Source organism: uncultured Kushneria sp., from assembly GCF_947497025.1.
In the GTDB taxonomy this organism is placed as follows: Bacteria; Pseudomonadota; Gammaproteobacteria; order Pseudomonadales; family Halomonadaceae; genus Kushneria.
On the sequence record NZ_CANMFC010000006.1, the window covers coordinates 83,627 to 96,670 of the forward strand.

General features: G+C 61.6%; 12 protein-coding genes. 6 read left to right on the plus strand and 6 right to left on the minus strand.

Annotation, left to right across the window (positions count from 1 at the left end; genetic code table 11):
• Positions 1–4: 4 nt before the first annotated feature.
• Positions 5–1,156 (minus strand): FMN-dependent L-lactate dehydrogenase LldD, encoded by a 1,152-nt coding sequence (lldD, locus tag Q0931_RS12135; RefSeq protein ID WP_299260630.1) that lies wholly within the window; start codon positions 1,154–1,156, stop codon positions 5–7.
• Between the two features lie 122 nt (positions 1,157–1,278).
• A complete protein-coding gene (locus tag Q0931_RS12140) occupies positions 1,279–2,301 on the minus strand; it encodes a LacI family DNA-binding transcriptional regulator (RefSeq protein WP_299260632.1) in 1,023 nt (340 codons plus the stop codon).
• A 163-nt stretch (positions 2,302–2,464) separates the two neighbouring features.
• Between Q0931_RS12140 and Q0931_RS12145 the strand changes: the two genes are divergently transcribed.
• A complete protein-coding gene (locus Q0931_RS12145; RefSeq protein WP_299260634.1) occupies positions 2,465–3,226 on the plus strand; it encodes an alpha/beta hydrolase family protein in 762 nt (253 codons plus the stop codon).
• A gap of 67 nt (positions 3,227–3,293) precedes the next feature.
• Here the strand turns inward: Q0931_RS12145 and Q0931_RS12150 are convergent, their stop codons facing one another.
• Positions 3,294–3,434 carry a hypothetical protein gene (locus Q0931_RS12150; RefSeq protein WP_299260636.1) on the minus strand — a complete coding sequence of 47 codons (141 nt, stop codon included), beginning with the start codon at positions 3,432–3,434 and terminating at the stop codon, positions 3,294–3,296.
• 646 nt (positions 3,435–4,080) lie between these two features.
• Here Q0931_RS12150 and Q0931_RS12155 point away from each other — a divergent pair.
• Positions 4,081–5,367 (plus strand): exopolysaccharide biosynthesis polyprenyl glycosylphosphotransferase, encoded by a 1,287-nt coding sequence (locus Q0931_RS12155; protein ID WP_299260638.1) that lies wholly within the window; start codon positions 4,081–4,083, stop codon positions 5,365–5,367.
• Between the two features lie 105 nt (positions 5,368–5,472).
• On the opposite strand, the gene Q0931_RS12160 is transcribed toward Q0931_RS12155, so the two are convergent.
• The 3 genes from Q0931_RS12160 to Q0931_RS12170 all read right to left on the minus strand — a co-directional run bounded on the left by Q0931_RS12160 (position 5,473) and on the right by Q0931_RS12170 (position 8,526).
• Entirely contained in the window at positions 5,473–6,981 is a 1,509-nt protein-coding gene (locus Q0931_RS12160) for a tripartite tricarboxylate transporter permease (protein ID WP_299260640.1), read from the minus strand.
• 3 nt (positions 6,982–6,984) lie between these two features.
• Positions 6,985–7,443, minus strand: coding sequence for a tripartite tricarboxylate transporter TctB family protein (locus tag Q0931_RS12165; RefSeq protein WP_299260642.1), 459 nt, complete (start codon positions 7,441–7,443; stop codon positions 6,985–6,987).
• Positions 7,444–7,515: 72 nt separating this feature from the next.
• The gene (locus Q0931_RS12170; protein WP_299260644.1) at positions 7,516–8,526 is read right to left on the minus strand and encodes a tripartite tricarboxylate transporter substrate binding protein; all 1,011 of its coding nucleotides are present in this window, start codon (positions 8,524–8,526) and stop codon (positions 7,516–7,518) included.
• A 231-nt stretch (positions 8,527–8,757) separates the two neighbouring features.
• Here Q0931_RS12170 and Q0931_RS12175 point away from each other — a divergent pair, with 231 nt between their 5' ends.
• The 4 genes from Q0931_RS12175 (at position 8,758) to Q0931_RS12190 (ending at position 13,026) form a co-directional block, all read left to right on the plus strand.
• Positions 8,758–9,450, plus strand: a complete 693-nt coding sequence (locus tag Q0931_RS12175; RefSeq protein ID WP_299260646.1) for a response regulator — start codon at positions 8,758–8,760, stop codon at positions 9,448–9,450.
• Positions 9,447–10,886, plus strand: coding sequence for a sensor histidine kinase (locus tag Q0931_RS12180; RefSeq protein ID WP_299260648.1), 1,440 nt, complete (start codon positions 9,447–9,449; stop codon positions 10,884–10,886). The genes Q0931_RS12175 and Q0931_RS12180 overlap by 4 nt, the downstream gene beginning before the upstream one ends.
• A 98-nt stretch (positions 10,887–10,984) precedes the next feature.
• Positions 10,985–12,028 carry a LacI family DNA-binding transcriptional regulator gene (locus Q0931_RS12185; protein ID WP_299260650.1) on the plus strand — a complete coding sequence of 348 codons (1,044 nt, stop codon included), beginning with the start codon at positions 10,985–10,987 and terminating at the stop codon, positions 12,026–12,028.
• Positions 12,025–13,026: a TRAP transporter substrate-binding protein gene (locus tag Q0931_RS12190; protein WP_299260652.1), complete on the plus strand. Its 1,002-nt coding sequence runs from the start codon at positions 12,025–12,027 to the stop codon at positions 13,024–13,026. The genes Q0931_RS12185 and Q0931_RS12190 overlap by 4 nt, the downstream gene beginning before the upstream one ends.
• Positions 13,027–13,044: the final 18 nt, after the last annotated feature.

Genomic DNA, 13,044 nt, shown 5'->3' on the forward strand with positions numbered 1-13,044 from the left:
GCTGCTAACGCGTTTCCAGCGCGCTGCTGACCAGGGCGTTTTGATCGATCTCGGCAATCGAGCGTTTGCTGGTCAGCGTCATCGCCACCCGCATCTCCTTTTCAAACAGATCGAGCAGATTGGCCACACCCGCCTCTCCCGCGGCGGCGAGCGCAAAGATCCACGCACGCCCGAGCATGACGGCATCGGCCCCCAGGGCAATCATGCGCACCACATCTAGGCCGTTGCGCACGCCGGAGTCGGCCAGCACCTTGAGCTCACCGCTGACGGCATCGGCAATCGGTGGCAGCGCGCGGGCACTCGAAAGTACGCCATCGAGCTGTCGTCCGCCGTGGTTGGACACCACGATACCATCAGCGCCAAAACGCACCGCATCACGGGCATCCTCCGGGTCGAGAATGCCCTTGATGATCATGCTCCCCTTCCAGAACTCGCGGATCCATTCCAGATCCTTCCACGAGATCGCCGGGTCGAAATTCTTGCCCAGCCAGCCGACGTAGTCCTCCAGCCCGCTCACCTGGCCACGGTATTCAGAGATGTTGCCCAGATCATGCGGGCGACCGTGAATGCCGACATCCCAGCTCCACTGCGGATGCGTCACCGCCTGCAGCATGCGCCGCTGCGCCGCAAAGGGCCCGCTCATGCCGGAGTGGGCATCGCGATAGCGCGCCCCGGGGGTGGGCATGTCCACCGTGAACACCAGCGTGCGCACCCCGGCCGCCCACGCCTTTTCCAGCACGTGCTGCATGAAGCCGCGGTCCTTCAACACGTAGAGCTGAAACCAGATCGGCTGACTGGCGGCGGCCGCCACCTCCTCAACCGGGCACACCGAGACCGTCGAGAGCGTGAAGGGAATGCCTTTTGAGGCTGCCGCGCGCGCGGCCTGCACCTCTCCTCGTCGGGCATACATTCCCGCCAGCCCCACCGGACCGAGCGCCACCGGCATGGGAAGCTGCTGGCCGAAAAGCTCGGTGGAAAGGGAGAGCTCCGACATGTCAGTCAGCACTCGCTGGCGCAGGGCGATATCGGCCAGATCGCTGACGTTGCGCTCCAGGGTATGCTCGGCGTAGGAGCCGCCGTCGGCGTAGTGAAAGAGAAACGGCGGCAGCCGGCGTTTGGCGGCGTGGCGATAGTCGGTAGACGCGGAAATGATCATGGCAGTGCCCGTTGATTTCGGAATGGATAAACACGTAGAAGAAAGCCACAACGTCAGGATGGCCGGCTACCGGGCATCCTGCCACTCACGGGCACCTGCCCTGCCCGGCGACTGGCTGCCTTTCACGTCACCAGTTCCCCGCGCACGGTGAGCGTGCACGGCCCGGCCTGCGGGTCACGCATCTGTACCAGCAGCTGTTCGAGCGCCTGAGCCCCGGCGCGGTAGCCGTCATGCACCACGCACGGCACGGTGATGTCGAAAATATCCAGATAGGGCAGCCGATCAATGCCGACCACGCTTAGCTGACCGCGATCGATGCCGGCCTCGCGCAGCGCCTTGAGCGCGCCGAGGGTAATCAGCTGGTTGAGACCGAAGATGGCCCGCGGGACGCCGTGGTCATTCAGATAGCCCAGAACCTGCTCGACTGCCGGCGCCAGGGTGTAGTCGCCCCACAGCACATCAATGCTGATGTCACTGCCCTGCTCACCGAGCACCGTCTGCACACCCTCCAGCCGCTCCCGCGAGATCCGCGAGTGCTCGGGTCCGGCCACCACCAGCAGACGATCTTCGCGGGTACGTCGCTCAAACGGGAAGGCATGGGTCAGCAGGTAACGTGCCACGCGTTCTCCGGCCCAGGGATTGTCCAGCACCACGGCGCTGAAGCCACTGTCATGCAGGGTGCGATCCAGCTGCACCACGGCAATATCGCTGGCCCGCAATCGGGCCAGATAGTCCGGCCGGTAGTCGGGCTCATCGGACACCGGAGAGAGGATCAGCCCGGCGGCCTGATAGCTTAAAAGCGTCTCGATGGCCATGGCTTCAAGATGCGGATCACCATCGGTGTCAAAGAGCATGATGGCGTAGTCATGCTGCTTGGCGTGGCGCGAGATGGCCTTGATCATCTCGGCGTAGAAGGGGTTATCAAGACTGGCCGTCACCACACCGATCAGGCGGCTGTCGCTGCGCTTGAGGCCACGGGCAAAGGCGTTGGGCACATACCCGAGCTCGAGTGCCGCCTGCTCGATACGCTCGCGCGTGGCCGGTCTGACCATCTCGGGCCTGTTGAGCGCGCGCGAGACCGTGATGTTGGTCATGCCGACATGGCGGGCGATATCGGCAATGGTGACTTTCCTGCTGGCGGGCATGGGGCGTGTGATCTCACTGGAAGGCATTTCACCGGGAGGCCGTATCCCTGTTTCAGGGGATGCCCGGGCGTGACAGTGTTTGGCGAATGTCGCACGCTGATGACCATACAGCGTCACAGGCACGGGCGCTGCCGCCCTTTTCACCTGACTGTCGGAGCCCATCATGGCACAGCTGACCTGCCGCTTTGCCTCGCAGATTCTCGAGGTGACCCTCTCGCTCAGCGCGATCGTTCCCGAACACGCCAGTGCCCCGTCGCCGGTGCTCTATCTACTGCATGGGCTGTCCGACGATGATAGCGCCTGGCAGCGCTTTAGTGCCATCGAGCGCTACGCGGAAAATTACGGTATTGCCGTGGTCATGCCACAGGTGGGGCGAAGCTATTACACCGACATGGCGTTTGGCCCGGACTGGTATCGTTTCTTGAGTGAGGAGCTGCCGGTCATCAGCGCACGGCTTTTCCCCATTTCGACACGCCGGGAGGATACGTTCGTGGCGGGGCTTTCCATGGGGGATTATGGCGCCTTCAAATGGGCGCTGCGTGAACCCGAGCGCTTTGCGGCGGCGGCCAGCCTTTCGGGATCACTGGATATTGTCGCGGTGGGCCTGCGTAACACGCCACCCCCGGAGTATCCGCTGATCTTTGACCAGTCACCGGCCGGCAGCAATGATGATCTTTTTGCCCTGCTCGAGCGCTATCGCACGCCGCAGGCCTGTCAGCCGGCGCTGTTTCAGTGGTGTGGCAGGGAGGATTTTCTATATGACGCCAATGTGCGATTCCAGAAGGCCGCTAGCGAGACCGCGCTTGAGCTGGACTGGCACGAGGGGCCGGGCGATCATCAGTGGCGCTACTGGGATCGCCAGATTCAACGTGTGCTCAAATGGCTGCCGATCCAGTCACCTTCCAGCGACCGAGCAAGCGCTTGATAGCGCAATACCCGGCGTATAGCCGGGTATCAGAGTGCCCATCAAGACGCCTCATGGCCGCAATGGCCTATGACAGTGACCGGGGCTCTTCATCAGTCAGTTGAGCGCTTTCCATAAAGTGACCACTATTGGCAGCGACCCCCATGGCAGAAAAGACGGCAATGACAGCCAGTGTCGTGACTACAAGATAAACAATCAAAATTCCCATGACGGTACTCCCTGGTCGCATTAAGCAAAACATTTGATGATGGTCTGGCCGCTGTTGTTATTTATGGGCCGTACAATATTATTTATGGGCCGTACAACAATCCTGTTATTTTTATTTTCAAAGGCAACAAGGACAAATACTGAAATCAGCAAACTGATATTTATCAAGAGCAATAAAATCATCCGAAATTCAGCGCTCGTCATACAATCGACACATTCATCATGCCTGACATCCATAGGCAGCGAGACTATCAAAAGGTCTATTTCAAGTAACATCAGGTAACGCTGGCACCACACCTTAAATACCGACTCATGGCGACGCATGAAGGCTTTTATGAGCATTTTCCTGACAGCTCGACAAGGGGCCTTTCAAACAATCTGTTTCTCAAAGACAATAAAACTCACACTTTATTTTCGATATATCTAATGCTCGATCGTTTTTTAATCCGTCAAAAGGACCGTAATCCTCGCCCTTTTTATCGATGCACAATATTGCATAGATAATCCTGCCAAATAGAACGATGTTACTGATTACATCAGAACGATTTATTGCCATCTGCAATGACGCCACTGCCGGCCTACTAAAGTCTGATGTATTAAAAAAACCTCTTACCAATGAATAAAAAATATTCATTCAGGAACAGGTCATGGAAATGACAACACGACCGGTGCGCACCAATCACCGGCACTCGCTGTGGTATGAACGCATTCTTCTAAGCTTTCGGATTCACTATTTTCTTGGCCTGATCCTGACCGTTTCCCTGCCGGCCCTGTGGGAGTGGGGGTGGTCTGCCTGGACCGTGCACAACGATGATGCCGGCACGACCCTGCTGGCCAGTGCCATCGCCTGGATGGCAGCGTTTCGGACCATACAGCAGCTCTCCCGTCACCCGGGCACCGCGCCCGATACCTATGTCATTCCCGTGGTCACTGCGGTGTACCTGACGATGCTGGCCCTGCTGACGCTGCTGTCCATCCCCTTCTCACCCTGGCAGCTGCTGGCCTCCGGACTGCTGGCGCTGATCCTTGGCTATGTGGGCTACCGGGCGACCCGACGCTACCGCCGCCTCAAGATGGCCATCGTGCCGCTGGGCAATATCAGCGAGTGGTTTGATCGTCAGGACATCGATCAGCGCTGGCTGTCGGGGCCGGATCTTGCCCATCTGCGCGTGGATGGCGTCATCGTGGATCTTTCCTGCGACCTGAGCGATGAGTGGCAGCGCTTTCTGGCCGACTGCACCATCCAGCGTATCCCGGTCCATGACGCCCGCCGCTTCGGCGAGGCCCGCACCGGCCGCATCGGGCTCGATCAGATTCACGCCAATCGCTACGGCTCGCTGATGCCCAGAACCAGCTACGAGCTGTTCAAGCGGCTCGCCGACATTATCGCAGCGCTGCTGTTGCTGCCGGTAGCGCTGCCGCTCATGGGCGCCGCGGCGATCATGATCAGGCGTGACGACCCGGGCCCGATTCTGTTTCGACAGCGCCGCTCGGGCTTTCAGGGTGAGGAGTTCGACGTCTACAAGATGCGAAGCATGTATGTGAACCCTGACGATGCTCGCCCCACTCAGGAAGGTGACGACCCACGCATCACGAAGGTCGGCAGGTATCTGCGCAAGTACCGTATCGATGAACTGCCGCAGCTGTTCAATGTTCTCAAGGGCGAAATGAGCCTGATCGGTCCGCGTCCCGAAACGCCAGCGCTGACCGAGGCCTATGAGCGCGATATCCCGTTTTTTCGCTACCGCCACGTGGTCCGGCCGGGCATCTCGGGCTGGGCCCAGGTCGAACAGGGCTACGCCTCGGAAGTCGAGGGCTCGCGTCTCAAGCTCGAGTACGACTTCTACTACATCCGCAACTTCTCGTTCTGGATGGACCTGCTGGTCGTGATTCGCACCATTCGTACCATCTTTACCGGCTCCGGCGCTCGCTAGCCCGGCGCCGTTGAGTCACATTGAATTTTGCACGACGATGGACAGCTTACCCACGAAAAAGGCCCGCCAATGGCGGGCCTTTTAGTACGTTGGCAGTGACCGGAATCAGGGACTGGCCGGCATTCGGGTCCGGCGCTGACGCCAGCCGCGATACATCGGCAGCAGCACCATCAGGGCCACCAGCGCCCAGCCACCCCAGGTGATCGGGCTCGACCACAGAATGGACAGATCGCCGTTGGAGATCGACAGCGCCCGACGCAGGTTCTGTTCCATGATGCCGCCCAGGATGAAGCCCAGCAGCACCGCCGAGAGCGGGAAATCGAATTTGCGTAGGATGTAGCCCACCACACCAATCACGATCATCAAAAAGAGATCGAAAGTGGTCGCGTGCACGCCATAGACCCCGATGGCGGTCACGATCGCAATCCCCGGTACCAGCGCCCAGTAGGGTACGGCCAGAATCTTGGTGAACACCCGAATCAGCGGAATGTTCATGACCACCAGCATGACGTTGGCGATAAACAGCGATGCAATCAGGCCCCAGACAATCTCCGGCTGGTTCTGAAACAGCATCGGCCCGGGCGTGATGTTATAAAGCGTCAGCGCGCCCAGCATGACCGCTGTGGTGCCCGAGCCCGGCACGCCGAGTGTGAGCATCGGGACCATCGAGCCGCAGGCCGCCGCACTGTTGGCGGTTTCCGGTGCTGCCAGACCGCGCAGATCCCCGTCGCCAAAGCGGTTGTCCCTTGTGGCCATGCGCTTTTCGCTCATGTACGCCACGGCGCTGGCCATGGTCGCTCCGGCGCCCGGCAGAATACCCATGAAAAAGCCCACCACGCCGCTACGCAGGATTGTCCACTTGATGAACATGGCTTCTTTCATGTTGAACATCATGCGCCCGCTGGTTTTCAGCGCCGCCTGACCGTAGTAGGTACGCTCCAGCAGCACCAGAATCTCGCTGATACTGAAAAGACCCAGCACCAGCACCACGAACTGAATGCCATCGGAAAGCCCCAGACTGCCAAAGGTAAAGCGATACACACCGCTGTTGGAGTCGATGCCCACGCAGGCCAGCATCAGGCCGATCAGCGACGCCACGGCCGTTTTCATCGGCTTGTTGCCGGCCATGCCCGCCAGACAGGTAATGGCGAACACCATCATCACAAAATATTCCGCCGGCCCGAACGCTACTGCCCAGGTGGCCAGCAGCGGCGCAAAGATGGTGACCCCGATGGTGGCAATCAGGCCACCGGTAAAGGAGCCGGCCGCCGAAATCGACAGGGCAATGCCTGCCTTGCCCTGACGGGCCAGCGGATGACCATCAAGGGCGGTCATGACCGCAGATGCTTCACCCGGGATGTTCAAAAGAATCGACGAAATACGTCCGCCGTATTCGCAGCCCAGATACACCGCCGCCAGCAGAATCAGCGAGGTTTCAGGCGGCAGCCCCAGCGCAAAGGCGATGGGAATCAAAAGCGCGACCCCGTTGATCGGCCCAAGTCCCGGCAAAAGCCCGACCACGGTACCAATCAGCGTGCCACACAGGGCCGTAAACAGATTCAGCGGTGTGGTGGCCACACCAAATCCCTGGCCCAGATAGCCCAGTGTTTCCATGGTTCAGCTCCCCAGTCCTGATAGCACGCCCAGCGGCAGCGGCACGTCCAGCAGACGATCAAACAGTACATAAAAGGCCACTGACATCACGGCGCCAGTGATAACGCTGGTGACCCAGCCGCCGTTGTAGAGACGGCACATGGCAATGGCGAACAAAAACGACGAGACGACAAAGCCCAGCTTTTCGAAAAAGAAGGCAAACAGCGACAGCGACAGCACACACAGCACCAGCTTGCCCAGAACATGTTTGGTCAGCGGTGTATCGGCATTTTCCTCGGCCATGTGGCCGGGCCGGATGATCAGATAGACCGTGCCGGCCGCCAGCAGGATCAGCAGCAGCAGCGGAAAGGCGCGCGGCCCGACCGGCTCATAGGAAAAGGCCGCTTCATAACCCATCGTGGCCACGGCCAGTACCGCGTAAACGACAAGCAGAACCACCAGAAAGAGGCGTTGATACAGCATGGACATGCTCCAGACCAACCGTCACGAAGCGAGGCCTCCTGAACGGAGGCCTGCGCAGGACTTGATGGATTGTTACTTGATCAGACCGTACTGATTGGCCAGTTCACGATAATCAGCCACACGCTTGTGCACGTAGTCGTTGAGCTCATCGCCGGTCATCGAGAAGGGATAGAGTTCGCGGTTTTCACGCAGCTTGGCGAAATCATCGGACGCCAGCATCCTGTCAAAGGCATCCTTCCACCAGTTGTAGGCTTCATCGCTGACCTCGGGCCCGACATAGAAGCCACGCACGACCGGCCACTCCACGTCATAGCCCTGCTCGATGGCGGTCGGAATGTCACCGGTGACCTCCCCCGGCAGACGCTCTTCCGAGAACACGGCCAGAATGCGCATGTCGCCACTTTCAACGTGCGGTACGGAGTCGGCGATGTCGGTACTGGCGACCTGAATATGGCCACCCAGCAGGGCTGTTGCCAGCTCACCGCCGCCTTCCATTGCCACGTAGCGCATCTTCTGCGGATCCACGCCGGCGGCCTTGGCAAGCATCGCCGTCTGCATCCAGTCCTGACCGCCGACCGAACCACCCGCCCCGATCACCACCTTGCTGGGATCCTTTTTCAGCGCCTTGACCAGATCATCCAGCGTCTTGTAGGGAGAGTCGTCCCGCACGGCAACCGCGCCATAGCTGGTGCCCACGCCGGCCAGCCAGCGCACGGCGCTTTCATCAAAGCGGCCGAACTTGCCCTGGGCCAGGTTCAGAAGCGAACCGCTCGACCAGGCCACAATGGCATTGGGATCATCGGGACGCTGAGCCACCACCGTGTTGTAGGCCACGGCCCCGACACCGCCGGGCATATAGGTCACACGCATTGGCGTGGAGAGAATCTTTTCCTGTACCAGCGCACTCTGGGCCAGCTTGCAGGTCAGGTCGAAGCCGCCGCCCGGCGCCGCCGGGGCGATACACTCGGGTCGATTGGGCTCTTCTGCGGCCATGGCCTGAAGGCTGGTGCCCAGGCTCAGGGCGCCCATCAGGGCCAGCGCCGCCATGCGTCCCTTGCCGAAAGTACGTCGCGTCATTGTCATGCTGCCTGTTCCTCACATCTGTCCGGAAACCTGCCCGGAGCTGTTGTTATGTCGTATGCGAAGCTGCCAGACCAGGGCGTGGGACCACCGGCGCATTGGTCGCCGACCGGTGGGCGTGCATACTGTCATCACTGACAGACATGACGTCCCTTGAGGGTGTCAATGGGCTCGGGCTTCGCTTGCAGGCACGATAGCCCGGCAGGCTTTCAACAACCTTTCACGGGAGCGGCAATGCGTACGCTATTGGTCGAAGACCACCCTTCGCTGGCCGACAGTATCCGCTGCTCGCTGGAAGAGGCCGGCTGGCGCGTGGACGTCATGCATGATGGCGTCTCGGCGCGTACAGCCCTTGAAACCGAAAGCTACGCCCTGCTGCTTTTGGATATCGGCCTGCCGGAGATGGACGGTTTTACCCTTCTGAGCTGGCTTCGAAAGCGCGACACGCGCCTGCCGGTGATGCTTCTCACCGCCCGCGGCAGCATCAATGACCGCGTCCGGGGGCTCAACCTGGGCGCGGATGACTACCTGATCAAGCCCTTCTCGCTGTTTGAGCTGCAGGCGCGCATCAACGCCCTGATCCGCCGCACTCGCCACGACGGTCAGCAGATTCATCGCTGCGGCGCGCTGGCCTTCGATATCAGCGCGCGCAGCTTCACGTTGCTGGAACAGCCGCTCACGCTGCCGCCGCGCGAGCTGGCCCTGCTGGAAGCACTGATGGCCCGCGTCGGGCGTACGGTCAGCAAGGAGCATCTGGCCGCCCAGATGTTCTCCATGGAAGAGGACAGCTCGTTTGAAGCCATCGAGGTCTATATTTCGCGGCTGCGCCGCAAGCTGGAAGGCAGTGACGTGCGCATCGTGACCTTTCGCGGGCTGGGCTATCAGCTTGAGTCCGCTCCGGGGGACGCCCCCGCCCACCTGTCATGAAGGCCAGCCTTTCGCCGCGCAGCCTGCGCGGGCGACTGACACGGCGCATCGGCGCCGCGCTGCTTTTGCTGATCGGCGTCGGCGTGCTGGGTGCCTGGCTGGATGCGTGGCGAGTCGCCAGTAGTGCCTACGATCGCCCGCTGTTGATCGCCGCCCGCGTACTGGGCGATTCGCTCACCGTTCAGGAGGGCCGGGTACAGGTGCAGATCTCGCGCGCCGTGCTTGATCCATTTTCACTCGACAGCGGCGGCAGCGCCTTTTATCAGGTCATCACCGCCGAGCAGGGCTCGATCTCAGGCTTTGAGGACCTGCCCGGCCCGCCGCCGTCAATTGCCATGACCACTCGCTACCCGTCTCTGGCACGTTTTTATGATGCCACCTACGGCGGACGCGACGTGCGCGTGGTGTCGCTTCTGGTGCCGGTCAGCCAGCCGGGCTATCAGGGCATGGTCGAGATTCGGGTCGCCGAACATCGCGACATTCACGCCCAGCTGATGCATGACCTGCTGGGAGATTCACTGCTGCGTCTGACGCTGTTTGCCATCGGCGCCTTTATTCTCTTTCTGCTGGCCATCGATGCGGCGCTGCGACCGCTCAGACGCATCACCGACATGGTCGCCAGCCGCTCACCGGACAATCTCGAGCCGCTGCCGACCGAAAACGTGCAGCGTGAGGTGCGTGGCCTGATCGAGGCCATCAACCACCTGACCGCACGCCTTGACGACACCCTGCGCGCCCAGCGTGCCTTCGTGGCCGACGCCGCCCACGAGCTTCGCACCCCACTGTTTGCCCTGCGCGCCCGTCTGGAGCTGGGCATGCAGGCCCAGGAGACCGGGGCGCTGAGAACAACGCTGGAAAGCGCCCAGCGCGACCTTGAAGCGTTGACGCTGCTGGCCAATCGGCTGCTGTCGCTGGCCCGGGTGGAAAACGATATTCGTCGACGCGACTTCAGTCTGCTGGACCTGACCGCAACGGCGCGGGATTTCTGCATGAGCATGGTATCGCTGGCCTGGCAGCGCGGGCTGACGCTGGCACTCGAGGCAGACCATCCGGTCCGGGTGCATGCTGATAGCGCGCTGATCAACGAACTGCTGGCGATCCTGATTGGCAACGCCCAGGCCTATACCCCGCCCGGCGGCCACATCACGGTGCGCGTTCTGCCAGATGCTGTCATCGAAGTCGAGGACGACGGTCCGGGTATTGCCGAAAGCGAGCGCGAGCGGGTTTTTGAGCGCTTCTACCGGGCACAGCAGGCGTCACACCAGACCGAGGATGCCGGGCGCGCCATCAGCGGCACCGGTCTGGGTCTGGCGATCGCCCGCCAGATCTGTACGGCACTGGGCGCCGACATCTCACTGCATGAAGCCTCAGGCGGTGGCACGCTGGCGCGCGTAGCGTTTACAGCCGGCGCCGTGCCGCCAGGTCCTGGACGTTAGCCGTAGCACTAAAGCGCAATAGGCGCGATGCTGATGCAGCGCTAGCCTGTCGAACGTATTTGGATCGATCCAAAACGCTCAAATGACAGGTCATCGGCATGCCTCAGTCAGGAAAACACGTCACCCTCAAGGATCTGGCCGCCCATGCCGGCGTCTCGCGCTCGACCGTCTCGCTGGTGCTTCAGGAGAGCCCACTGGTCGCCAGGCACACCCGCGAGCGCGTCATGGCCGCTGCCAGGGCACTGGGCTACGTCTACAACCGCGGCGCGGCCACCCTGCGCAGCGCTCGCACCGCGACCATCGGCGTGGTGGTACACGATATTGCCAACCCCTTTTTCGGCGCCATGGTGGCGGGGATTGATGAAACCCTCCAAAACGCCGACTACGTCTCCCTGCTGGCCAGCACCGGGGACAGCCCGGCGCGTCAGGAGCGCCTGGTGACCCGTCTGCGCGAGCAGCGCATCGATGCCCTGCTGCTCTGCCCGGCCGAAAACACGCCGGACACGCTGACTGACACCATGGCTGACTGGGGCCTGCCCTGCATCGAAGTGATGCGCCACATTGGCGAGACACCCCGTGGCCACTACGTCGGCGCCGACATTCGCACCGGTCTTGCCCGCGCCGTGGCGCATTTGATCCATCACGGCCATCGCCGCATTGCGCTGCTGACCGGAACCGGCTACAGCTCGGCCGACCGCGAGCGCATGATGGGCTACCAACAGGCCATGCACGAGGCCGGTCTTGCTCCCGACATCCGGACCGGGCGCAATGAACTGACCCGCCGCGCCGGGCTTGAGCGCACGCTCGAGATCATGAATGAACCCACACCACCCACGGCCCTGATCTGTCACAACGACCTGATGGCCCTGGGTGCCCTGCTGGCGCTGGCCCGGCTGAACATCACGCCGGGCGCTGAATGCGCGGTCATCGGCATCGATGACAGCGATGAAGCGGCGCTGAGCGAGCCGGCGCTGTGCAGTATCGCCACGCATCCTCACGCCATCGGCCGTGCCGCAGCCGGGCTGGCACTGGCGTGTCTGGCTGCCCCCGACAACGATCCACGGCGCATCGTGCTGGAAACGTCGCTCAGAATTCGCGCCAGCGCCGACCACACCCTTCACCGTTCACGGGAGTCGTCATGACGTCTTGTCTACCTGTCCTGCGCCGCAGCCTCCCCTTGCTGCTGGCGCTCGCGCTTCTGGGCCTGTCGGTGCTCTCCCCCTCCAGGGTCAGCGCCCGTGAGCTGATCTTTGGTCACGGCGCTACCGAGGAGACGGCCTATCACGCCAGTGCCGAGCGATTTGGCGAACTGTTGAAGGAAAAGAGCCACGGCGCGCTCACCGTCAGCCTCTACAGCAACTCGGTGCTGGGCCATGAAACCGAGATGTTCGAACAGCAGACCGCCGGCGCGCTGGACTTTTCGATCGTCAACCCGGGGCTGATTTCGGAGTTTTCCCATACTGCCAGCATCTTCTCGATCCCGTTTCTCTATCGCGATATCGACCACTGGAAACACGTGCTCGACGGCAGGGCCGGCCGCGAGATCGCAAGCCGCATCGAAGACGAAACCGGGGTCAAGGTGCTGGCCTATTACGGCGGCAGTACCCGCCAGATCGTCAGCACCCGGCCGCTGGAAAGCCTGGAGGATTTAAAGGGCATGAAGCTTCGCACCAATCCGACCAAACCGGTGATCACGGCGTGGTCGGCGCTGGGTACCCGGCCCACGGTCATGGCCTACCGGGAGATCTATACCGGGCTGCAGCTTGGCGCCATTGACGGGCTGCTCAACGAGGCGGAGTGGATTTACCGCATGCGCTTTCACGAGGTGGCGCCCCATATCGGCCTTTCCGAGCATGACATCACCGTGCGGCTTTTGACCGTCTCGTCCCGGACCTGGCACTCGCTGTCACCAGAGGAGCAGCACGAAGTGCAGGCCGCTGCCGATGAAAGCGAGCAGTTCGCCCGCGATCTGCAGATTCGTCTGGACCGGGAGTCACGGGAAAAGCTCAAGGAAGAAGGCGCGACCTTCTACCCGATGGATCGCGAGCGCATGCAGGCCATGGTCGCCGAACCGCTGGGCCGGGTGATCGACGAGATGGGCCTGCGCGATCTTTATGACCTGATCGTCAACACCGACTGACATTAATACCGACTGAGG

Excerpts from the sequence above, each read along its gene's own strand:
- lldD (WP_299260630.1), bottom strand. The coding sequence starts at position 1,156 with ATGATCATTTCCGCGTCTACCGACTATCGCCACGCCGCCAAACGCCGG.
- Q0931_RS12140 (WP_299260632.1), bottom strand. The coding sequence starts at position 2,301 with ATGCCCGCCAGCAGGAAAGTCACCATTGCCGATATCGCCCGCCATGTC.
- Q0931_RS12145 (WP_299260634.1), top strand. The coding sequence starts at position 2,465 with ATGGCACAGCTGACCTGCCGCTTTGCCTCGCAGATTCTCGAGGTGACC.
- Q0931_RS12150 (WP_299260636.1), bottom strand. The coding sequence starts at position 3,434 with ATGGGAATTTTGATTGTTTATCTTGTAGTCACGACACTGGCTGTCATT.
- Q0931_RS12155 (WP_299260638.1), top strand. The coding sequence starts at position 4,081 with ATGGAAATGACAACACGACCGGTGCGCACCAATCACCGGCACTCGCTG.
- Q0931_RS12160 (WP_299260640.1), bottom strand. The coding sequence starts at position 6,981 with ATGGAAACACTGGGCTATCTGGGCCAGGGATTTGGTGTGGCCACCACA.
- Q0931_RS12165 (WP_299260642.1), bottom strand. The coding sequence starts at position 7,443 with ATGCTGTATCAACGCCTCTTTCTGGTGGTTCTGCTTGTCGTTTACGCG.
- Q0931_RS12170 (WP_299260644.1), bottom strand. The coding sequence starts at position 8,526 with ATGACAATGACGCGACGTACTTTCGGCAAGGGACGCATGGCGGCGCTG.
- Q0931_RS12175 (WP_299260646.1), top strand. The coding sequence starts at position 8,758 with ATGCGTACGCTATTGGTCGAAGACCACCCTTCGCTGGCCGACAGTATC.
- Q0931_RS12180 (WP_299260648.1), top strand. The coding sequence starts at position 9,447 with ATGAAGGCCAGCCTTTCGCCGCGCAGCCTGCGCGGGCGACTGACACGG.
- Q0931_RS12185 (WP_299260650.1), top strand. The coding sequence starts at position 10,985 with ATGCCTCAGTCAGGAAAACACGTCACCCTCAAGGATCTGGCCGCCCAT.
- Q0931_RS12190 (WP_299260652.1), top strand. The coding sequence starts at position 12,025 with ATGACGTCTTGTCTACCTGTCCTGCGCCGCAGCCTCCCCTTGCTGCTG.